We start from the raw sequence: 21,490 nt of genomic DNA, 5'->3' as shown, positions 1-21,490 counted from the left end.
GCGAGCGGGTGAGCGCGCAAGCGGGCGGGCGCGGACGGGCCGGAACGGGCTGGCGCGGGCGGGCGGGCCGGCGGGATGCGCGCGAGAAGTCGCGAGAAGCCCGGCGTGTCAAAAAAGGGCTTAGTGCGGAGGTTTGGTCAAATAGTGCGTTAGTGCGGATTGGAGGGGCTCCGGCGGGCTTTTCCTATTCATCGGGTAGCGTCGCACAAACCTTCTAGCTCGGGCGATATAATCGGTCTATTCATAAGGTACCCTTATTATATCTCGTCCTCTCCGCACTAACGCATTATTTGTCACTCTCGGGACCGCACTAAGCGACTATTTGTCCCAAGCTCCGCACTAACGAATTATTTGTCCTACCTGGATTCCGCACTAAGCGATTATTTGACACAGCGGGATGGAACGTGCACAGGAGGGATGAGCGCTTGACGGGACGGGGTGGAAGCGTGGGATAGTTTTGGCCCGTCAGTAGAAATGGCGCGCGAGGCTATGCATCAACGATATCATCCCAGTTAAGTGCTTTGTCCAAATAAAGCGAAATGCCGCGATATGCAGGAACGTATGGGCATCTACCAGCGCGAACAAGATTATGGCAATACTTTTGGAAGATGGGGTTTCACTTTCTATTTTTGACGTCCCCCTTGGTCTGCGCAAAGCGTAGCGTATGAGACATGGATATTTGCATTTGTGATGTAACGGAACTTGAGTGCCTGCGCGCGGCGACAGCGCCCGGCGGCCCTGGGATCAACCAAACAGGGGGATCGCAGCTCCTGGCTCCTGGCGCCACTTCGGTGGGGCCGGCGTGCCGGTCTCGCGTCAAGGCAATTGGGTCGAAGTCCAAGACTTTGCATGTGGCGGTGCCTAGCGTCAAAGATAGCTTGACGCTCTCCGACGTCGCTTGCCATGCCTTGGGGAAGGCGACAACGCCCGAGAGCTACATAGACTTTGGAGGAGGAATCATAGGTCTCTCAATCGAGTACTTCTACGTCTCGATATGCTGCAGGCTCAGCTTTGTGCAGCGCATGCTGCTGGCCTACGAGCTTTGCGGTTACTACGCTATTGTCCCAAACCCCGATTATGACGAGGAGGCGAAGTCGGGGGAGAAGGCGTATAAGGCAAAAGCAGTCACGCGCGCACCGCTTGCGACCGTGGAGAGACTTAGGACATTTGCTAAGAACAACCCCCAAATCCGTGGGTCGAAGCTGGCGCTCAAGGCGTTGAAATACGCAGCAGATTCCGCGCGGTCGCCCGAAGAGGCGCGTCTTGCGATCGTGATGCTGCTGCCGCATAGTATGGGAGGTTATGGCCGTGGACCGCTTGTGATGGATTATCGCGTTGACTCTGAGGAGACGCTTAAAAAGTGCGACATCTTCTTGCTGATAGGCAGGATAGATATCGAGTATCAAAGCGATCTGTATCATGCGTCTCGCGAGGCTTTGCGAAGTGACTCCAAACGCGCCAACGCGCTGTCGGCACTGGGTATACCGGTGGTCACCGTTACTTCCGAAGAGCTGCGCGACCCAGAGCTTTTCCACACCGTTATGGAACACGTGGGAAAGCTGCAAAATCGTAAGCTGCGTATTAGGACAAGCGGCTTTACCGAGAAGCGCAAGGCGCTGTGGGATGCGCTGTTTGACTAGATGGTGATGACCCCGCAAGCGAGCAATGCCGCCGCCGCGATCGCGACGACGATGATAAACGCTGCGAGCGCCTTCTCTTTACGCGTCATCACGGGAGAGCTTCCGCGTTCTTTCCGAGCGCGCACGTAGAAGAAGATGCCGGGTACATATGCGATGCAGCACAGCATAAGTAGCTCGACGCCTGCCAAAAGCACGGCGACGGTGAGGAACGCGCAAGCAAACGCTGCGAGCACAAGCCCGCCCATCTGCCCGTCATGGCGGCGCGGCCATGCCCATTTAACCATGTACGCGGCGGCAAGCGTCCAAGAGATCACAATCGATGCGGTGCAAAGCGAGTACGCGAATTGATACGCGGCGTCGGAAAACAGCATCACGATGGTGAGGATCTGGATCATCACGCCCGTGGCGAGCAGGCACGTGCTGGGCGCGCTGTAGCTGTTGAGCTGATCAAATACACGCGGAAGCAGCTCCATGCGCGCCATGCCGTGCATGGCCTCGGACGCCAAGATGGTGTAGGAGAGCCATGCGCCAAAAATCGAGATGATGAGACCGGCAGAGATGAACGCTCCGCCCCACGGACCCACAGCGTGCTCGAAGATGTAGGGCATCGAGGGCGAACCCAGCGCCATGAGCTCTTCGCGCGGTAGGTACCCGTAGGGCAGGACGGATGCGGCGACGTAGATGACCACCAGCGCGGTGCATCCCAGAATGGTCGCTCGGGATACGTCAGACTTGCGTTGTGCGCGATGGCCTAGCACGGAGGCGCCCTCCATGCCAACAAAGACCCACATCATAACCATGAAGCAATTGATGATCTGGGCGTCAATCGATCCCGGCGCGCCGTCCCCGCCCATACCGCCCGCCGCGTTGTTTGCCAGCTTGCCCCAGAAGTCGACGGTGAAGACGTTGAAGTCGAAGACCATGATCATGACGACGATAAAGGCGAAGATGGGCACCAGCTTGCATGCCATGACGATGGCGTTGAGCGCAGAGGCCTCCTCCACGCCGCGGTTTACCAGCGCGATGATAGCCCAGTTGAGAACGGAGATGAACGCGACGGCGCCCACGGTGAGCCCCTGGGAGAACGGTGGGAAGAAGTAGCCTATAGCGGTGGTGAGCATAACGCCAAAGGCGACGTTGCCAATCCAAATGGAAAGCCAGAAGCCCCAGCCCGAGACAAAGCCCACAAAGGGTCCAAAGCCCTTGTCCGCATACGCAACGATACCGTTTAGGTGCGGCTGGACGATAGAGAGGCGTCCAAACGTGTTGGCGAGCGCCATAAAGCCGATACCCGTTACAAGCCAGGCCAGCAGCGCGGGCCCGGGGGCCGCCGCGGCGGAAATGTCCGTTGAGAGCGCGAACACGCCCGAGCCGATGGATGAGCTGATGACCAGGGCGATAAGTCCTACCAGGCTGATGCCTTTCTTGCGGGGTGGGGTTGGTGCGGTCTGGCTCATGGTGTTGGGTTTCCTTTGACGATGCGTGAAAAGGCCCCGCTACCCAAGGGCGACGGGGCCAAACGGTTGCATGATATAAGGATAACCCTACTGCGCGATGTCTTTCGCCGAGGGCAGGCCGCCCAATCCGTCAGCGGTCGCGCATCCGCTGCAAATCGCCGCTTCCAGGGCGCGGGTGGCGACCAGGCCGATGAGGTCCAGCGGAAGATCCGGTACGGACTCGCTGCAAGAGGCCATAACGTAGATGGTATCGCCATCGTTGGTGGTGTGCGTGGGGCGAATAGTGTGCGCGTAGGCGTCTGCCGCCATCTGCGCCACCTTGGTTGCCTGCGCCTTGGAGAGCGAAACGTTGGTGATGATGCAGGAGATGGTGGTGTTGGTGCGGTCGAGGGGCATCTTCATATCTGCCGCGGCTTCAAGGGCGGCCTCTTCCATATCGATGATTTGGGTGCCGTCCGGCGTGGCGCGTGCTCCGGCGATGGGCTTGAGGGTTTCCGGGTCAACAACGTTTCCGCATGCGTTCACCGCGGAGATGGCGCCTACCTTGAGCTGGCCTAGCTGGAATGCGCGGGCGCCCAAGCCGCCTTTCATGGCGTGGTCGGGTCCCAGCAGCTTGCCCACGGTGGCGCCGCATCCCGCACCCACGTTGCCCTCCGGTACCGGGCTGCCGGGGGCGCAGTTATCAAGCGCGCAGGCAACGGAGAGGATGCCCGCCTCTATATCCGGGCGGGTGAAGGGATCTGCGAACGCGAGGTCGAACAGGCAACTCGAGCAGACGATGGGAACCGTGGTGGGGCCCACGGGCAGACCGATGCCGCGACGCTCGAGCTCCCGTGCCGCGCCTGAGGCGGCCTCGAGGCCAAAGGCGGAACCGCCGGAGAGCATCACGGCATGGATCTTATCGACCGTGTTCTCGGGCTTCAGCAGGTCCGTCTCGCGCGATGCGGGCGCCGCGCCGCGGACGTCTACGCCGGCGGTAGCGCCTTGCGGCGCCACGATGGCCGTGCAGCCCGTTCCCGCCTGGAGGTTGGTCCAGTGACCGATGGCAAAGCCCTCGATGTCGTTGATGCTGATGGGTTCGAGTTGGTTCGACATTGCTGGTCCCTTTTCTAGAATAACGGCCTAGTCCTGCTGCATGTCGCGTATGGTCCGTGCGACGCGCGCGATGGGAAGACCCACCACGTTGTAGAAGTCGCCGTCGATCTTCTCGACCAGCATGCGGCCCCCTTTGCCCTGGATGCCGTATGCACCGGCCTTGTCCAGCGGCTCGCCGGATTGCGCGTACTCCTCGATGGTATCCTCGTCCAAAGCGTAGAAGGTAACGTCTGTGACTTCGACGAAGTTTTGCAGCACGGGCTCGGCCGCGTCGCCTGCGGCGTTAGCGCGGGCCACGCAGACGCCCGTTGCGACCTGGTGGGTTCGGCCGGACAGCAGGCGGAGCATGCGCTTGGCGTCCTGCGCGTCCGCGGGCTTGCCGAGGATAACGCCGTCTATGGTGACGATGGTATCGGCGGCGACCACGATCTCGCCGGCGCGCGCGTGCTCGCTTGCGACGCAGAGGGCCTTGTCTTTGGCGAGCCTGCCCACAAGGTCCAGGGGTTGCTCGCCCTCGTGCGGCGTCTCGTCTATGTCCGCGGGGATGACGCGGCACGTAAAGCCCGCCTCGTTCATAAGCTCTATACGACGGGGGGATTGGGAGGCGAGGATCATGCTTGGGTACTCCTAACGTGGAAAGGCCCCATCTTGCGGCGTGCAAGACGGGGCCGTGAATGCAAGGTTACTCGCTTTAGAGCTGGATGCCCTCGCACACCTTTTCGAGCGCGCGCTCGCCGGCGATGTCCTCCAGCACGGTGAGGGCGAAGGGCAGCGCCTGGCCCATGGCGCTGGCGGTGATGATGTTGCCATCTTTGACAACGGTCTTCTCGCCCGCAAAGGTGCCGGCGGGGAAGTCGATGTCAAAGCCGGGGAAGCAGGTGGCGCGGCGGCCCTCAAGCAGGCCGAGCTCGGCCAAGATCGAGGGGGCGGCGCAGATGGCGGCGACGTGCTTGGTGGCGGCGAACTCGCGGACCACGTCGCAGACGCGCTCGTCGCGGCGCAGATGGGTGGTGCCGGGCATGCCGCCGGGCAGGACCACGTAATCGTACACATCGAAATCGACGTCGCTAAAGACCTCGTCGCAGGTGATGCTGACCTGCTGCGCGCTGATGACGTCGCGCGTGTCGTTTATGGAAACAAGCGACGCGCGCACGCCGCCCCTTCGCAGGATATCGAGGATGGTGAGGCATTCGATGGTTTCAAATCCATCGGCAACGAGGATGGCGACGGCAGCCATGGCGTGTCCTTTCGGTTGGGCGATGCGCAAGGGGAATAATCTGTTTTCGCGCTTATACCCCGAATATCGCAAGCAAACGCATTTGCAGCCGGCGATTTATCCAAGTTTCGCCCGAGGGCCGTTACCGCCGGACCAGATGGACAACCGTCTCGCAATGGAAGGTCTGGGGGAAGAGGTCGACCGGCGTGGCGGATACAGGGGTGAAGGTGCCCTGATCGCAGAACCTGCGAAGGTCGCGCGCCAGGGTCGCGGGGTCGCAGGAGACGTATGCCACGGCGCGGGCGGGCGTGGAGGCGATGAGGTCGATCGCCTCGGGGGCGAGGCCCGCGCGCGGAGGGTCGACCACCAAAAGGTCGGCTTCCTCGTCTGGAAACTCGCGCACGGCGTCGCCGCCTATTACGTCGACGTTGTCCAAACGGGCGATCTCGAGGTTGCGCCTCAGGTCGCGAACGGCCGGGCCATAGGATTCAACGGCGGCTACGTATTCGCAGCGGCGGGCGAGCGGCAGGGTGAAGGTGCCGGCCCCGCAGTAAAGGTCGACGGCGACCTCGTCCTCTTGGGGCTGCAGGTCATCCATCACCAGCTCGATGAGGATTTCTGCAGCGGCGGTGTTGACCTGGAAGAACGATGGCGCGGAAAGGCGCATCTGCTCTTGGGCTATCGACTCGGTCCAAGAGCCTTCGCCCAAAAGCGCCTCGACCCCCGCCACTTTACGGGCACGGCGGTCTCCCTTGGACATGACGCGCACAACGCTGGAAGGCTTGAGCGAATCGCCCAGGACGCGAGAAACCTGCGCGCGCGGAAACGCCCCCGTTGGCGTCCAGAGCGCGATTTCCAGGGCGCGGGTGCGGCGGGAGGCGCGGATGCCGACGCGTTCGATCTCGAGGTCGCGCGAGTTGCCCAGGTAGCTAAGGGCGCCGATCACGCCCTTGAGCGCCTTGGGGTACTTCTTTTCGAACAGGGGGCATTTGTCAACGCGGATGACCTGCTGCGGGTCGCGCCCGTGCATGCCCAAAGAGAACTTTCCGTTTTGGTGGATGGGGGCGAGCTCGACCTTGTTGCGGTAACCCCACTCGTCCTTGGCAAAGCGGATGGGTTTGACCAGATTATCGATTTCTTCCGGGGTGAAGCGGCCGATCCTGTCAAGCGTGGAGCGCAGGTTCTCCTCTTTAGCAGCGAGCTGGGCTTCGCGCGACATGGAACCCCAGGGGCAGCCTCCGCAGACGCCCACGAAGGGGCAGGGGGCCTGGCGGCGCGAGGGAGAGGGTTCGAGCAGCTCTTCGACGACGGCGCGGGAGAAGGAGGCCCCGTCCTCAACCACGCGAGCCTCCACCACGTCGCCGATGACGCCGCCGGAAACAAAGACCGCCTTGCCTTGGGGGTCCCTTGCGAGTCCATCCGGTCCGTAGGTCATGGCGGTGATGGTGAGCTGCATAGCTTGCCTTTCTGTTGGGCGAATCGCCGCGCGCGCGGCGGTTATATGGTGCGGTTTGTTGTTGATAGCGTATCAGAACCAGCCGGCCTCCCGTGGCGCGCGCGGCCGTCCACGCGATATCTGCGGAGCGTTTCGGGGCGCCCGACGGTTTGGGCGCCCGCCGGCTTAGGCGTCCGCCGGGGGCTGTCGCGACCTTACGGTGGAAGGCGGGCTGTGCCAAATAATGGCTTAGTGCGGAGGTTAGGACAAATAGTCGCTTAGTGCGGACCCGAGAGTGACAAATAATGCGTTAGTGCGGAATGGGCGAGGTATAGTAAGGGTACCTTATGAATAGGGTATTCTCATCACCCGAGCTAGATGGCTCGGGCGATGGCGCTCGATGCATGCAGAAGTCGCGCCGGGCCGCCTCCAGTCCGCACTAACGCACTATTTGACCAAACCTCCGCACTAACGCGTTTTTTTTGACACACCGGACTTCACGCACTAAGGCGTTGTTTGGCACAAAGCTGCCATGCGGGTGCTGAAGGGAAGCCCGGGATTAGCGCGGCGCCGCGCGCGAGGTGCTCCCGGCCTCGAATCTCTGAGCGATGGCTTGGTCTGACTTTTCTGGTGCCGCCAGTCTTTCGAGCGCCGATCTACATACATACAAGAAGCCCTCCCTTCCCACCATATTGCGGGAAAGGAGGGCGGTTAACGCTTCGATCTGCTATTTACGAGCGTCGCTGAAGCGGGCGGCGCGATTTGCGATCGGGCGTGATTAAGCGCGCGGGTCCTTGCCGAAAAGCGCTTTGAATCCCATGCCAAACAGGGCGAGCGCGGTGCCAACTCGGCCGCGCTTGCGCGGGACGAGCGCCGTTTGCGGCCTGGACTGGGTCGCAGCTGTGTTCGCAACGGGCTCGGCGGGCTCGGAGACCGGTTCGGGCTCGATGATGGTGGCCGCGACGGGTTCGGCGACGGGCTTGGGCGCAGGGGCGGCCGGCGCGGCGGGCGCTGCGGATTCGGCTTGCGGCGCGCCTTCGGGTGCAGCGGTCGCGACGTCCTCGACCGCCTCCTCCTGCGAGGGGACCGTCCTGAACGCGGCGGCGACCTTCTTCTCGATTTTGGGCTGGTTGGCCGCGCAGCGCTGCTTTGCCGCCTTTCGCTGGATCTCCTCTGCGTTCTCGGCATCCTTATAGGCCTGGGCAAGCAGGAACTCCTGCGAGTTGAAAGGCACCTCGCCCGGAGTCTTGGCGATGCTGGCCCAGGTGCCGGACGGGGTGAGGCGACGAGCTTTGACGTTATCTGCCAGCTGGGCGTCCATGTAACCGCGGACAGCCGCGCGAACGTCCGCGTCCAGTAGCGGGTAGGCGATCTCGACGCGGTGCTCGGTGTTTCTGGTCATCATGTCGGCGGACGAGAGGTAGATGGTGTCCGCGTCCTCGCCAAACGCGTATACGCGCGCGTGCTCCAAGAACCTGCCGACAATCGAGCGGATCTGCACGTTTTCAGTTTTTTCGGGCACTCCTGGCAGCAGGCAGGAAATGCCGCGGATGATCATCTCCACGTGTACGCCGGCACGGCTCGCCTCGGAGATCTTGTCGATGACCTCGCGGTCCGTGAGCGAGTTGAGCTTGAAGAAGACGCGCGCGGGCTCGCCTGCGCGTGCGCGTTCGATTTCGCGGTTGAGGCCGGTCATGATAAGGGGCTTGAGGCCCGCGGGCGCTACGCCCAGGTAGCGGTAGTCGCCGTTGAGGTTGCCCAGCGACAGGTTCTGGAAGAACAGGTTGGCGTCCTCGCCGATGCCGGGGTGCGCGGTCATGAGCATAAAGTCCGAGTAAAGCTTGGCGGTCTTCTCGTTGAAGTTGCCGGTACCCAGCAGCGTGATGCGCTCGATGGCCATGCCGCGGCGGTACGTGAGCTGGCAAATCTTAGAGTGGCACTTAAAGCCCTCGGAGCCGTAGATGATGGTGCATCCGGCCTCTTCCAAACGCTCCGCCCACTCGATGTTGTTGGCCTCGTCAAAGCGGGCGCGAAGCTCCATCAAGACGGTGACTTCCTTGCCGTTCTCGACGGCAGAGATCAGCGATTCGCACAGGCGGGACTGCTTGGCCACGCGGTAGAGCGTGATGCGGATGGAGATGCATTCGTCGTCGTTGGCGGCCTGATGCACCAGGTCGAGGAACGGCGTCATGGACTCGTACGGATAGAACAGCAGCTTATCGCCCTCGAGCACCTGGTCGCGCAGCGGGCGGTTGGGGTCTATCGCGGGATCGAGCTGCGGGACGAAGGGGGTGAACAAGAGCTCGGCGCGCTCCGCCTGCGGGATATGCGATTCCAGGCCAAAGACAAAGCCAAGGTCAAGGGGGTAGTTGACGGGCAATACGGCCTTATTGGGAAGCTCGAGCGCGTGGCGGATGAGCTTCAGCGACGCCTTGTCGAGCTCGCCGTTGACGGTGAGGCACACCGGCTGAAGACGCAGGCGCTTTTTGAGGATGCGCTTCATGTGCTGGCGATAGTCCTCGTCCTCTTCTACGCCCTCGCCGTCCGGGTCGATGTCCGCGTTGCGGATGACGCGTATCACGGCGCCGTCCTGCGGCAGATAGGAGCCAAAGCAGCCGTCCAGGCACGCCATGACCACGTCCTCGAGCAGGATATAGCGATAGGTATCGCTTGGGGTCTGCGAGGGAATCTGCAGTATGCGGGGGAGGGAAGAGGGAATCTCGATGAGGCCCATCAGCCCTTCCTCGTCCATGCCCTCAAGGGAGCTGACTATGTAGAGCGCGCCGTTCCTGAGGTTGGGGAACGGGTGGCGCGGGTCAACCACCAGCGGGGAGATGATGGGGGAGACGTATGAGCGGAAGAATGCCTCCACAAAGGTGCGGTCCTCGCCTTCGAGGGCATTCGGTGCGATTCGGACGATGCCGTGCTGCGCAAGTTGGGACTCGATTGCACCGAACGCGGTGCTGACGCGGTCGAGCAGGGGCGGCAGCGCGGAGAAGATGCGGTCGATCTGCTGGGCAGGGGTGAGGTTGCTTTTATTGTCGACGGGCTGGTGCTTGAGCGTGGCGAGGTCTGACAGGCCGCCGACGCGCACCATGAAGAACTCGTCCAGATTGCTTTCGAAAATGGAGACGAATTTGAGTCGCTCGAACAGCGGGACGGTGGTGTCGAACGCCTCATCGAGCACGCGATTGTCGAACTGGAGCCAGGAAAGCTCCCTGTTCTGCGTATAGGAGAAGTCGTGGCGGTCCGCCGCGGAGATCCCCTTGCCGTTCTTGCCGGTTTTCTTTGTGCCCTTCTGCGCCATGTGTGAAGCTCCTCATCCAAGTTGGTGTGAGATACCGTCAATTATCCATCCTTATATATAATGCGTCAGTCATCTCGGTTGGCCTGCAAGTTCCAAACCTTAATGAAGCCCTTACGAATGTGGGGCGGCGGACTTCTCCAGCCGAGCGGTATCCTTAGACCCGCCAACGGTTACGAAGCAATTATTTATGTATAAAAATATCTTCTATATGTATATGCCTAAAGACGATGAAAAGCGTGGCGATTCAAAGCCGATATTCATAAAGAGGTAATACATATTCAAAAAATATGACTATCAATTCCAGACTGAAAAATACTTCTTTCTTTAGGTAATACGGTTTTCGCACGTAAAACGCTTTAATTTGTGAAAGTAGCTATCTGGTAATACGCTGGAAATATACCGTTCCCAACCACTTTGATACCGCTGGCGGGTGACGGTGACAAAGCTTGCCAAATTGGATATAAATCTAGTTGTCCAAGCGGAACCCCCTCATGTGGGGGAGAAACGTGATCAAGGAGTCGCGTCCGCGATTCCTAGGAAGAAAGGTAGGAGGCACAATGACGAAAGGTCTGCACGTCCCCAGTGAGATTGGCGCCCTTAAGAAGGTCTGCCTGCACAGGCCCGGCGAGGAGCTCCTGAACCTGCCGCCCTTCGAGCTCGAGCGTCTGTTGTTCGACGACGTTCCCTTCCTCGAGGTCGCTCAGGAGGAGCACGACACCTTTGCTCAGATTCTGAGGGATCAGGGCGTCGAGGTTCTCTATCTTGAGAAGCTGGTCGCCGAGGTGTTCGACACCGTGCCCGAGGCCCGCGAGGAGTTCCTCGACCAGTACATCGCCGAGGCCGGCATCAAGGGCCAGGAGATGCCCAAGGTTGTTCGCGAGAAGCTGAACTCCATCACCGATAACCTTGAGTTTGTCCAGAAGACCATGGCCGGTCTCACCAAGGCTGAGATCGATATGCCGCTTCACGCCTCCACCACCCTGGACTCCCTGGTCAACTCCGACTCCGAGTCCGACCTCATCATCGACCCCATGCCCAACCTGTACTTCACCCGTGACCCGTTCGCGGTGGTTGGCAACGGCGTTTGCTTGAACCGTATGTACTCCGTCACCCGCAACCGCGAGACCCTGTACGGCAAGTACATTTTCAAGTATCACCCGGATTACAAGGACGTCTCCCTGTACTTCCGTCGCGATGCCGCGTTCCACACCGAGGGCGGCGACGTGCTCAACATCAACGAGCACACCCTGGCCGTGGGCATCTCCCAGCGCACCCAGGCTGCCGCCATCGACGTCATGGCCCAGAACATCTTCTGGAACAGCGATTCCAAGGTCGACCGCATCCTCGCCTTCGACATCCCCAACAACCGCGCCATGATGCACCTCGACACCGTCTTCACCCAGATCGACGTCGATAAGTTCACCATTCACCCGGCCATCATGGGCACCCTGAAGGTGTACGAGCTCACCCCCGGCACCACCCCCGGCGACGTCAAGATCAAGGAGATCTGCGACACCCTCGAGCACATCCTCGAGGACGCTACCGGAGTCGACCAGATCAAGCTCATCCCCTGCGGCGGCGGCGATCCCATCGCGGCTGCGCGCGAGCAGTGGAACGACGGCTCCAACACGCTGGCCGTCGCCCCCGGCAAGATCTGCGTCTATGCACGCAACACCGTCACCAACGACGTGCTCTACAAGGAGGGCCTGGACCTTCTGGTTGTTCCCTCCGCCGAGCTCTCCCGCGGCCGTGGCGGCCCGCGCTGCATGAGCATGCCCTTCTGGCGTGAGGACCTCTAAGTTCTGATTTAAATTGACGGCGCATCTGTCGTGGTGCGCCGTCATACTTACTGCCTGTCGCGTATGCGATGCACGGCACCTGCTTATATACGAAAGGATACGCACATGGGTGTTAACCTCTCGGGCCGCAGCTTCCTGCGCCTGCTCGACTTCACCACCGAGGAGATCGAGTACATGCTCGCTCTCGCCAAGAACTTCAAGGATCTCAAGCGCACCGGCACGCCGCACCGCTACCTTGAGGGCAAGAACATCGTCCTGCTGTTCCAGAAGACTTCCACCCGCACCCGCTGCGCCTTCGAGGTCGGCGGTATGGACCTGGGCATGGGCGTCACCTACCTGGATCCCGGTTCGTCCCAGATGGGCAAGAAGGAGTCCATCGAGGACACCGCCCGCGTTCTGGGCCGCATGTATGACGGCATCGAGTTCCGCGGCTTCGATCAGGAAGACGTCGAGGAGCTCGCCGCCAAGTCCGGCGTTCCGGTGTGGAACGGCCTGACCGACCTGTGGCACCCCACCCAGATGCTCGCCGACATCCTGACCGTTCAGGAGAACTTCAACTACGACATCAAGGGCAAGACCCTGGTCTTCATGGGCGACGCCAAGAACAACGTTGCCCGATCCCTCATGGTTGTCTGCTCCAAGCTCGGCATGAACTTTGTGGCCTGCGGTCCCAAGGAGTGCATGCCCGCTGACGACGTCATCGAGGCCTGCAAGCCCATCGCCGAGGCCAACGGCTGCACCATCACCCTCACCCAGGATCCCAAGGAGGCTTGCACCGGCGCCCACGTCATCTACACCGACGTTTGGGTTTCCATGGGCGAGCCGGACGAGGTTTGGACCGAGCGCATCAACCAGCTCGAGCCCTATCGCGTCACCACCGAGCTCATGGCCATGGCCGATCCTTCCGCCATCTTCCTGCACTGCCTGCCGGCCTTCCACGACACCAACACCACCACCGGTGCCGAGATCGCCGAGAAGTTCGGCGTCACCGAGATGGAGGTCGAGGACGCGGTCTTCGAGTCCCCGCAGTCTAAGGTCTTCGACGAGGCCGAGAACCGCATGCACACCATCAAGGCCGTTATGTACGCGACCCTGAAGTAATTTCTTTGTCGTGCCTCCTTTAAGGGCGGGCGCCGCGCGTTCGGTGCCCGCCCCTAGGGCATTGCATTTGGCAGTCCTCTGCACCCATCGCGTCTTTAAGTAGCACGGCACGGTATGGACGCGGTGGACAGACAAGAATCTTGAAATGAAGGGAGGATGAGAACCTTGACTGAGACCGCTAAGAAAAAGCGTGGTATGCCTTCATCGTTCACCATTCTTCTTATCCTGCTGGCCGTCGTCGCTCTCGTTACCGTCGCCGTCGCCGGCATCGCCCCTGGCGAAGTCACCGCTGCCCGTTTGGATGACTTCTTCATGGCACCTGTTCGCGGATTCGCGGACGCGCTCCCCGTATGCTTGTTCGTCATGATCCTCGGCGGCTTCCTTGGCATGATGACCGAGACCGGTGCCCTTGATAACGGCATCGCCGTCCTGGTCAAGAAGCTCAAGGGCAACGAGCTCATGATCATCCCCATACTGATGCTCATCTTCTCCCTCGGCGGTACCACCTATGGTATGTGCGAGGAGACCGTGCCCTTCTACGCCCTGCTCGCCGCAACCATGATGGCCGCTGGCTTCGACCCGCTGGTCGGCGCCGCCACCGTCCTTTTGGGTGCCGGCTGCGGTTGCCTGGGCTCCACCGTCAACCCGTTCGCCGTCGGCGCTGCCGTCGACTCCCTGCGCGGCGTTGGCATCGAGGTCGACCAGTCCATCATCATCGGCCTGGGCGCCGTGCTGTGGATCGTGACCACCCTCATCTCCATCTTCTTCGTCATGAAGTACGCCAAGAAGGTCAAGGCCGATAAGGGTTCCACCATCCTGTCCATGCAGGAGCTCAAGGACGCCGAGGAGGCCCATGGCGCAGCTGCCGCCGAGGTCACCAAGGACATCAAGCTCACCGGTCGCCAGAAGGGCGTTCTGGTCGCCTTCGCGTTCACCTTCGTCGTCATGATCGTCGGCTTCATCCCGCTGGCCGACCTCAACCAGGGCGTTGCCGACTTCTTCGACGCCGGCGCCGCCTCCCATGAGGAAGTTGTCGAGGTAACCGGCGACGACCTGGTCGCCGTCTACGACGACGCCAACGGCACCACCACCGTGCTCGATGGCGATGTGACCGGCGAGTCCACCTCCACCGTGACCGACTCCCTCGGCTGGTCCGCAATCGTCACCGGCGTGCCCATCGGCGGCTGGTACTTCGATGAGGCCTCTACGTGGTTCTTCATCATGGCTATCGTGATCGGCATCATCGGCGGCCTGTCCGAGAAGCAGATCGTGAACACCTTCATCGCCGGCGCCGCCGACATGATGTCCGTCGTCCTGATCATCGCTTTGGCCCGCGGCATCTCCGTCCTCATGGCCTCCACCGGCCTGGATGTCTACGTGCTCGACGCCGCTGCCAATGCGCTGGCCGGCCTCTCCGGCATCATCTTCGCTCCCATGAGCTACCTGGTCTACTTCGGCCTGTCCTTCCTGATCCCCTCCACCTCCGGTATGGCTACGGTCTCCATGCCCATCATGGGCCCGCTGGCCGTCAAGCTCGGCTTCTCGCCCGAGGTCATGGTCATGATCTTCTCCGCCGCCATCGGTGCTGTGAACCTCTTCACCCCGACGTCCGGCGCCATCATGGGCGGTCTGGCCCTCGCCAAGATCGAGTGGACCACCTGGCTGAAGTTCGCCATGAAGGTTATCGTCGTTATCGCCCTGGTCTCCGTTGCCATCCTCACCATTGCGTGCGTGATGATCTAGGTCGATTCATCGGCTTTGCAGCTGTCAGCATGACCCCTTGCATGAAGTAGCTTCATGCTTCGAGTCCGGCGGTTGCCGATAAGATGTCCGGCCGGCCGCTCGTCCAAAAACGATCGACCGGTTGCGACCCCTACCTTTCGCCCCCTCCCGTTCCGTGCGCGGGAGGGGGCGCTTTTGTGTAGGGGGCCGGTGCGTAAAAGCCGTGAGCGGTCGAGTGCGTGGAGGTTGCCCACCAAAGCTTCGGTATAATGCGGGGGTTACCGACTGATACGCTGGAAGGAGCATGTGCGCATGCGTCAGGGTTTTGATAACGAGAAGTACATCGAGTTGCAGACCGAGCAGATCCGCAAACGTATCGACCAGTTGGGCGGCAAGCTCTACCTTGAGTTTGGCGGCAAGCTGTTTGATGACTACCATGCTTCGCGCGTCCTTCCCGGCTTTGAATCCGACACCAAGTTCCGCATGCTCCAGAAGTTGGTGGACGATGTCGAGATCATCATCGCCATCAACGCCAACCACATTGAGAAGAACAAGGCACGTGGCGATCTGGGCATCACGTACGACGAGGACGTGCTTCGCCTGGCCGACATCTTCCGCGCGCACGGTTTTCGCATCGCCGGCGTGGTGCTGACCCAGTATGCCGGCCAGCCCGCCGCGGACGTGTTCCGCCACCGCCTTGCGGACCTGGGCATCACCTGCAAGCTGCACTATCCCATCGAGGGTTACCCGCACGACATCGACCTCATCGTTTCCGAGGACGGCTACGGTAAGAACGAGTTTGTCGAGACCACTCGCCCGCTGGTTGTGGTGACCGCTCCCGGTCCCGGCTCGGGCAAGCTTGCCACGTGCCTGTCGCAGCTCTATCACGAGCATAAGCACGGGGTGGAGGCCGGCTACGCCAAGTTCGAGACGTTCCCGGTGTGGAACCTGCCCCTGAACCATCCGGTCAACATCGCCTATGAGGCCGCGACCGTTGATTTGGACGATGCGAACATCATCGATTCCTTCCATCTGGAGGCCTACAACAAGACCGCCGTGAACTACAACCGCGACGTCGAGGCGTTCCCCGTGGTCAAGGCCCTTATGGGCAAGATTTTGGGTGAAAGCCCGTACCAGAGCCCCACGGACATGGGCGTCAACATGGTCGGCTTCGCCATCAGCGATGACGAGGCGTGCCGTGATGCCTCGCTGGCGGAAATCGTCCGTCGCTACTTTACCGCCGCCGTGAACGTAAAGCGCACCGGTACGGGCGAGGAGCAGGTGGGCCGCCTCAAGGCCATCATGCAGAAGGCCGGCATCGACAAGGGCTACCTGCCCACCCGTGCCGCCGCCCTTGAGCGTGAGGAAGAGACGGGCGGCCCGGTGGGCGCCATGATGCTCGCGGACGGTAGCGTCATTACCGGCAAGACTTCCGAGCGCCTGGGCGCGGCGAGCTCGCTTCTGATGAACGCGCTTAAGACCGTCACCGGCGTGGATGTTGAAGAGGACGTGATCGATGACGGCGCCATCGATCCCATTTGCCGCCTTAAGACCGAGCAGTTGGATTCCAAGAACCATCGCCTGCACTCCGATGAGACGCTGATCGCCCTGTCCATCTCGTCCGCAACCAGCCAGACCGCCAAGCGCGTGATCGCCGGGCTGCCCAAGCTGCGCGGCTGCGACGCGTTCTTTAGCGTGATCATTTCCCAAACGGACGAGGAGCTTTACCGCAAGCTGGGTATCAACGTGTGCTGCGAGCCCAAGTACGAGCGTCACACGTTCTACCACAAATAGGCGCTTGCTCGTTAGGCCTGCCTGCCACCTGCGGGGACGGCGGACTCGCTGCGGGCCATCGTCCATATAATTCTCATGCGCGTGGGCGCTATGGTTTCCATTTTGTGAACCATGGCGCCCGTTTTCATTACAGCTTTATGTTGGAAACAATCGCGCAGTACAATTAAATTCCGGTTAGAACAGTAGGTTAACTAATCGGAAAGGCATGGTGTACCTATGGCCAAGCATGTGTTTGTAACGGGCGGCGTTGTCTCCTCGCTGGGAAAAGGAATTACCGCGGCTTCGCTAGGGCGTCTTCTTAAATCTCGCGGATACAAGGTGACCATGCAGAAGGCCGACCCGTATCTCAACGTTGACCCGGGCACCATGAGCCCGTACCAGCATGGTGAGGTCTTTGTTACCGAGGACGGCTATGAGTCCGACCTTGACCTGGGTCATTACGAGCGTTTTATCGACGAGAACCTTACCCGCGATTCCAACTTCACCACAGGAGCGATCTACCGCGACCTGATCGCTCGCGAGCGCCGCGGCGACTTCTTGGGCGGTACCGTGCAGGTGATTCCGCACGTGACCGACGCCATCAAGGCCCGCTTCCGCGCCGTTGAAGAACAGACCGGAGCCGACGTGGTCATCACCGAGCTGGGCGGCACCATTGGCGACATCGAGAGCCAGCCTTTTATCGAGGCGATCCGCCAGTACCGCAAAGATGCCGGCCCCGAGAACGTATGCTGCATCCACGTTTCGCTGGTGCCCTACATCGCCGCCGCGCACGAGGTTAAGACCAAGCCCACGCAGCATTCCGTCAAAGAGCTGCGCGGCTTGGGCATCCAGCCGGATATCATCGTCTTGCGCAGCGATCATGAGATCGGCGACGACACGCGCTCCAAGATCGCGTCGTTTTGCGACGTGGACACCAACTGCGTCTTTACCAACGAGGACTGCGCGTCTATCTACGACGTGCCCGCCCTTCTTGCCAACCAGGACTTCGACCTGCGCGTCTGCGAGCGCCTGGGGTTGGACCCGCGCGAGCGCGACATGGCGGAGTGGGATGCGTTCCTGGCCAAGAAGGACCATGCGGACAGCCATGTCGACGCGGTGAAGATCGCCGTGGTGGGCAAGTACACCCAGCTGCCCGACGCGTATCTCTCCGTTATCGAGGCGCTGCACCACGCCGGCGTGTTCTTTGACCGTCGCGTGCAGGTGGAGCTGGTTGACGGCGAGCAGCTTGATCAGAATAACGTGGACGAGGTATTGGGCGATGCTTCCGGCGTTTTGGTGCCCGGCGGCTTTGGCAAGCGCGCGCTTGAAGGAAAGATTTGCGCAGCCGAGTACGCACGCGAGCACAAGATTCCCTACCTTGGCATTTGCCTGGGCATGCAGGTCGCCGTGTGCGAGTTTGCGCGCAACGTGGTGGGTCTAGCGGGCGCAAGCTCGTCCGAGTTCGACCCCGACGGCCCATATTCCGTCATCGACCTCATGAGCTCGCAGGAGGATGTGACGGAGAAGGGTGGCACCATGCGATTGGGCGCCTACCCATGCAGGCTGGCCGAGGGCACGCTTGCCCGCGAGGCGTACGGTAGCGAGTTAGTCTACGAGCGCCATCGTCATCGCTACGAGTTCAACAACGCGTTTCGCGGACGCCTTGAGGATGCCGGTTTGGTGATCTCCGGCGTCTCGCCGGACGAGCGCTTGGTCGAGATGGTGGAGCTTCCGCGCGACGTTCACCCGTGGTTTGTCGCCACGCAGGCCCACCCGGAATTCAAGAGCCGTCCAACTAGGCCGCAGCCGCTTTTCCGTGAGTTTGTACGCGCGTCGATCGCATTGCATGAGACCGGCTGCTAGGGGAGTATTGTAGATACGGCGCAACGTTGCGCTGCTTGTACGGGGGCGCTGCTGTGCTACGCGGCGCCCCTGCTTGATAGAGATGGGAGGGTCACGACCGTGCAAGATGAAGCTTCCGCTTTTGCGGGCGGGTGCGGGCCCGTTGCCGAATACCTGGACCATCTGGCTGTCGAGCGCGGCCTCTCGTCCAATTCCATAGAGGCGTACCGGCGTGACTTGGGGACATACGTGGCGTTTTTGGACCGCCGCGGCGTGGAGTTGCGCGATGTGACAAGGGCGGATATAGAAGCGTTTGCCATGGCGCGCCGCTTGGGCGGATACGCGGTCTCGTCCGTGGAGCGCTCGCTGTCTGCGGTCAAGGGCCTGCACAGGTTCATGCTGCGCGAGGGGTTCTCGACCGCAAACCCCGCATCTGCGATCAAGCTGCCAAAAAAGGCCGAGCGCCTGCCGGACGTGATCTCTATCGACGCCGCCGCCGCCTTGCTTGACCAGCCGTTTCCCCAAACCGACGCAGGCGAGCGCGACCATGCCGCCCTTGAGGTTCTGTACGGATGCGGCTTGCGCGCAAGCGAGTTGGTGGGGCTTGATATTCGCAACGTGCATTTGGACGAGGGCTTGCTGCGCGTGACGGGCAAGGGGTCCAAGGAGCGGCTGGTTCCCATCGCGGGGTCGGCTGCGAAGTCGTTGCAACACTATATATATAGCGGCGCGCGCGACGGGCTTGCGGCCCATGCGCGAACGCTAGACGAGTGCCCGGCGGTTTTTCTAAACAAGAACGGCGGGCGCTTGTCGCGCCAGAGCCTTCATGCCACGTGCGAGCGATACGGCCGCGCGGTGGGTATCGAGGGCCTGCACCCGCATACGCTGCGGCACTCGTTTGCGACCCATATGCTCGCCGGCGGCGCGGATCTGCGCGTGCTTCAGGAGATTTTGGGGCATGCGGATATCTCGACCACGCAGATCTACACGCATGTTGACCGAACCCAGCTGACCGAGGTGTACCTGGCGGCGCATCCGCGCGCCTAGCGGTCCGCGAGCGCGGCGCGTGCGGGACCGCGCGTGGGATTTGGTGGGACCGCGCGGGGGAGCGAGTGGGACTCGAGAGCGGGTGCGGGCGTGGGGTGCGGTGGGGGGGGAGCGAGTGGGACGTCGCCGACTCCATTGGGCCTCAAAAATTGAGATAAATATGGATATGAACCCAATTTGTGGGGGTGGGGCGTTGCGCGCTGGTGCGGACGGTCCCCATTTGGCATGACTGGGCGGACTAATTATCAAAAAATGCCATCTACCTGCTGGTTCACAACGCTGCCACAAACTCTCAAAAGTCGATTCAAGCTTAACTTGAAGGTTAGGGCGCTCTATCCAGGGGCGAGGGGTGGGCAAAAACAGCTGATACAACACAATATGTAGTGGTTGCTTGAAATCGCGAGTGGTCGTTTTTATGGGATGAGTGGGGGGATGGGTGGAGGGTGGGGGGAGAGAGTGGGAAAAAGTGTTGATAAAAGTCGCTCTAGCCCATAATATTGAAAGCGTCGACAGAGGGGGTGGTTCCCCGTACACGCGCATCCGAGCAACCGAGGGGAGGGCGCAGCAGTGATATTGACCGGAACATACGAGCGCAATCTCGATGCCAAAGGTCGTCTGTCCCTGCCTGCCGCCGTCCGTGACGAGCTCTCTTCGCACGTTTACGTGTTGCCCGCACCCGATGTCGAAGCCCTGTACGTGTTCTCGAGCGATGAGTACGAGAAGTGGGTTATGGGCCTCTTCGACAAGCGCGGCGGCTTCGACCCCCGCAAGCGCGAGGACCAGGCGCTCATGAGGAAGATCAACTCGATGGCGACTCCGATGGATATCGATTCGGCATCGCGTATCGGCCTCACTGAGGCGCTTCGCGAGAAGAAGCATCTTACTCGCGAAGTCACCGTGGTTGGTAACTTCGACCACCTGGAGATCTGGGACCGCGCTGTGTGGGAGCAGACGCAGCAAGCCGACGATGACGACCTAGCCGACCTCTTCTACTCGTAAGGACTGAACGCGAACATGGAATCGGGAACTTTGACACCTGCATTTCGGCATGAACCCGTCATGCTCCAGGAAGTGCTCGACACCCTGAAGCTCAAGCGCGGTTCCGTTGTGTGCGATTGCACGCTTGGCGGCGCTGGCCATTCGGTAAAGATGGCTGCTCAGGTGGGCGAGGACGGACTGTTGCTTGGCGTCGACCAGGACGACATGGCCCTAGAGGCCGCGGCGGCGCGCCTTGAGCGCGAGGCGCCGGGAACCCCCACCAAGCTCCTTAAAGGCAACTTTGGGGATCTTGACAAGCTTCTGTGCTCTGCAGAGGTGCCGGGGGTGGATGGATTCCTGTTCGATCTGGGCGTTTCCAGCCCACAGCTCGATATCCCTGGAAGGGGATTCTCGTACAACGAGGACGCCCCGCTTGATATGCGTATGGATCCGGGTAACAACACCCTAAACGCAGCTGAGGTCATCAACACCTATAACGAAGCAGACCTCGCCCGGATTCTTCGCGTCTACGGTGAGGAGAAGTTCTCATCGCAGATCGCTCGCGAGATCGTGCGCCGCCGCGAGACGTCGCCGATCGAGACCACCGGAGACTTTGTCGAGGTGATCAAAGCGGGCATACCCGCGGCGGCTCGCCGCCACGGTGGTCATCCGGCGAAGAGGAGCTTCCAGGCCATCCGCATCGAGGTCAACCACGAGCTCGAAGTTTTGGAGCGCGGCCTTGAAGCGGCTATTCGCTGGACCAACCCCAAGGGCCGCATATGCGTTATCTCCTACCATTCGCTTGAAGACCGCATCGTCAAGCACATGTTCCAGGAGATGAGCCAGGGGTGCATCTGCCCGCCGGAGATTCCGGTGTGCGTATGCGGGCACGTGCCGACATTGAAGGTAATCACCCGAAAGCCGCTTGTCGCCTCCCCTCAGGAGGTAGAGCGCAATCCGCGGGCTCGATCAGCTAAAATCCGCGTCGCTATGAGGCTGTAGCCGCATAGCGGTAACGATTGGGCAGGTCCGCGGCGCAACTTTAAACGAACCATAACTATAGCTAAGGACCGGGGTC

Annotated in this window: 15 protein-coding genes; 9 read left to right on the top strand and 6 right to left on the bottom strand. The window is 61.1% G+C overall.

Going from position 1 to position 21,490, the window contains the following annotated elements:
* Positions 1 to 851: 851 nt before the first annotated feature.
* Complete coding sequence (locus HMPREF9452_RS03095) at positions 852 to 1,640, top strand: hypothetical protein (RefSeq protein WP_187116489.1); 789 nt, start codon at positions 852 to 854, stop codon at positions 1,638 to 1,640.
* On the opposite strand, the gene HMPREF9452_RS03090 is transcribed toward HMPREF9452_RS03095, so the two are convergent.
* From HMPREF9452_RS03090 to ppk1, 6 genes are all read right to left on the bottom strand, one after another.
* Complete coding sequence (locus HMPREF9452_RS03090) at positions 1,637 to 3,097, bottom strand: basic amino acid/polyamine antiporter (protein ID WP_009140648.1); 1,461 nt, start codon at positions 3,095 to 3,097, stop codon at positions 1,637 to 1,639. The two genes, HMPREF9452_RS03095 and HMPREF9452_RS03090, sit on opposite strands and share 4 nt — an antisense overlap.
* An 87-nt stretch (positions 3,098 to 3,184) precedes the next feature.
* Positions 3,185 to 4,192 (bottom strand): P1 family peptidase, encoded by a 1,008-nt coding sequence (locus tag HMPREF9452_RS03085; RefSeq protein WP_009140647.1) that lies wholly within the window; start codon positions 4,190 to 4,192, stop codon positions 3,185 to 3,187.
* A gap of 27 nt (positions 4,193 to 4,219) precedes the next feature.
* A complete protein-coding gene (locus HMPREF9452_RS03080) occupies positions 4,220 to 4,807 on the bottom strand; it encodes a Maf family protein (protein ID WP_009140646.1) in 588 nt (195 codons plus the stop codon).
* Positions 4,808 to 4,883: 76 nt separating this feature from the next.
* Complete coding sequence (locus HMPREF9452_RS03075) at positions 4,884 to 5,429, bottom strand: DJ-1 family glyoxalase III (RefSeq protein WP_009140645.1); 546 nt, start codon at positions 5,427 to 5,429, stop codon at positions 4,884 to 4,886.
* 121 nt (positions 5,430 to 5,550) lie between these two features.
* Positions 5,551 to 6,888, bottom strand: coding sequence for a 23S rRNA (uracil(1939)-C(5))-methyltransferase RlmD (gene rlmD / locus HMPREF9452_RS03070; protein WP_332247740.1), 1,338 nt, complete (start codon positions 6,886 to 6,888; stop codon positions 5,551 to 5,553).
* Between the two features lie 733 nt (positions 6,889 to 7,621).
* Positions 7,622 to 10,150, bottom strand: a complete 2,529-nt coding sequence (gene ppk1 / locus HMPREF9452_RS03065; protein WP_009140643.1) for a polyphosphate kinase 1 — start codon at positions 10,148 to 10,150, stop codon at positions 7,622 to 7,624.
* Positions 10,151 to 10,707: 557 nt separating this feature from the next.
* Between ppk1 and arcA the strand changes: the two genes are divergently transcribed.
* From arcA to rsmH, 8 genes are all read left to right on the top strand, one after another.
* On the top strand, positions 10,708 to 11,949 hold the full coding sequence (gene arcA / locus HMPREF9452_RS03060) for an arginine deiminase (protein ID WP_009140642.1): 1,242 nt from the start codon (positions 10,708 to 10,710) through the stop codon (positions 11,947 to 11,949).
* Between the two features lie 105 nt (positions 11,950 to 12,054).
* Entirely contained in the window at positions 12,055 to 13,050 is a 996-nt protein-coding gene (gene argF / locus HMPREF9452_RS03055) for an ornithine carbamoyltransferase (protein WP_009140641.1), read from the top strand.
* Between the two features lie 156 nt (positions 13,051 to 13,206).
* Entirely contained in the window at positions 13,207 to 14,793 is a 1,587-nt protein-coding gene (locus HMPREF9452_RS03050; RefSeq protein ID WP_187116488.1) for a YfcC family protein, read from the top strand.
* Positions 14,794 to 15,084: 291 nt separating this feature from the next.
* Positions 15,085 to 16,566, top strand: coding sequence for a DUF1846 domain-containing protein (locus HMPREF9452_RS03045; RefSeq protein ID WP_009140639.1), 1,482 nt, complete (start codon positions 15,085 to 15,087; stop codon positions 16,564 to 16,566).
* A gap of 216 nt (positions 16,567 to 16,782) precedes the next feature.
* Positions 16,783 to 18,408, top strand: coding sequence for a CTP synthase (locus HMPREF9452_RS03040; protein WP_009140638.1), 1,626 nt, complete (start codon positions 16,783 to 16,785; stop codon positions 18,406 to 18,408).
* A gap of 99 nt (positions 18,409 to 18,507) precedes the next feature.
* Positions 18,508 to 19,434, top strand: coding sequence for a site-specific tyrosine recombinase (locus HMPREF9452_RS03035; protein WP_009140637.1), 927 nt, complete (start codon positions 18,508 to 18,510; stop codon positions 19,432 to 19,434).
* Between the two features lie 567 nt (positions 19,435 to 20,001).
* Complete coding sequence (locus HMPREF9452_RS03030; RefSeq protein ID WP_009140636.1) at positions 20,002 to 20,433, top strand: division/cell wall cluster transcriptional repressor MraZ; 432 nt, start codon at positions 20,002 to 20,004, stop codon at positions 20,431 to 20,433.
* Between the two features lie 15 nt (positions 20,434 to 20,448).
* Positions 20,449 to 21,414: a 16S rRNA (cytosine(1402)-N(4))-methyltransferase RsmH gene (gene rsmH / locus HMPREF9452_RS03025; RefSeq protein ID WP_009140635.1), complete on the top strand. Its 966-nt coding sequence runs from the start codon at positions 20,449 to 20,451 to the stop codon at positions 21,412 to 21,414.
* The last annotated feature ends 76 nt before the right edge of the window (positions 21,415 to 21,490 follow it).

This window comes from Collinsella tanakaei YIT 12063, assembly GCF_000225705.1.
Classification (GTDB): Bacteria; Actinomycetota; Coriobacteriia; order Coriobacteriales; family Coriobacteriaceae; genus Collinsella; species Collinsella tanakaei.
Note: the sequence above shows the minus strand (reverse complement) of the source record. Positions and strands in the feature narration are given on the sequence as shown.

Excerpts from the sequence above, each read along its gene's own strand:
- HMPREF9452_RS03090 (WP_009140648.1), bottom strand. The coding sequence starts at position 3,097 with ATGAGCCAGACCGCACCAACCCCACCCCGCAAGAAAGGCATCAGCCTG.
- HMPREF9452_RS03085 (WP_009140647.1), bottom strand. The coding sequence starts at position 4,192 with ATGTCGAACCAACTCGAACCCATCAGCATCAACGACATCGAGGGCTTT.
- HMPREF9452_RS03080 (WP_009140646.1), bottom strand. The coding sequence starts at position 4,807 with ATGATCCTCGCCTCCCAATCCCCCCGTCGTATAGAGCTTATGAACGAG.
- HMPREF9452_RS03075 (WP_009140645.1), bottom strand. The coding sequence starts at position 5,429 with ATGGCTGCCGTCGCCATCCTCGTTGCCGATGGATTTGAAACCATCGAA.
- ppk1 (WP_009140643.1), bottom strand. The coding sequence starts at position 10,150 with ATGGCGCAGAAGGGCACAAAGAAAACCGGCAAGAACGGCAAGGGGATC.
- arcA (WP_009140642.1), top strand. The coding sequence starts at position 10,708 with ATGACGAAAGGTCTGCACGTCCCCAGTGAGATTGGCGCCCTTAAGAAG.
- argF (WP_009140641.1), top strand. The coding sequence starts at position 12,055 with ATGGGTGTTAACCTCTCGGGCCGCAGCTTCCTGCGCCTGCTCGACTTC.
- HMPREF9452_RS03050 (WP_187116488.1), top strand. The coding sequence starts at position 13,207 with ATGAGAACCTTGACTGAGACCGCTAAGAAAAAGCGTGGTATGCCTTCA.
- HMPREF9452_RS03045 (WP_009140639.1), top strand. The coding sequence starts at position 15,085 with ATGCGTCAGGGTTTTGATAACGAGAAGTACATCGAGTTGCAGACCGAG.
- HMPREF9452_RS03040 (WP_009140638.1), top strand. The coding sequence starts at position 16,783 with ATGGCCAAGCATGTGTTTGTAACGGGCGGCGTTGTCTCCTCGCTGGGA.
- rsmH (WP_009140635.1), top strand. The coding sequence starts at position 20,449 with ATGGAATCGGGAACTTTGACACCTGCATTTCGGCATGAACCCGTCATG.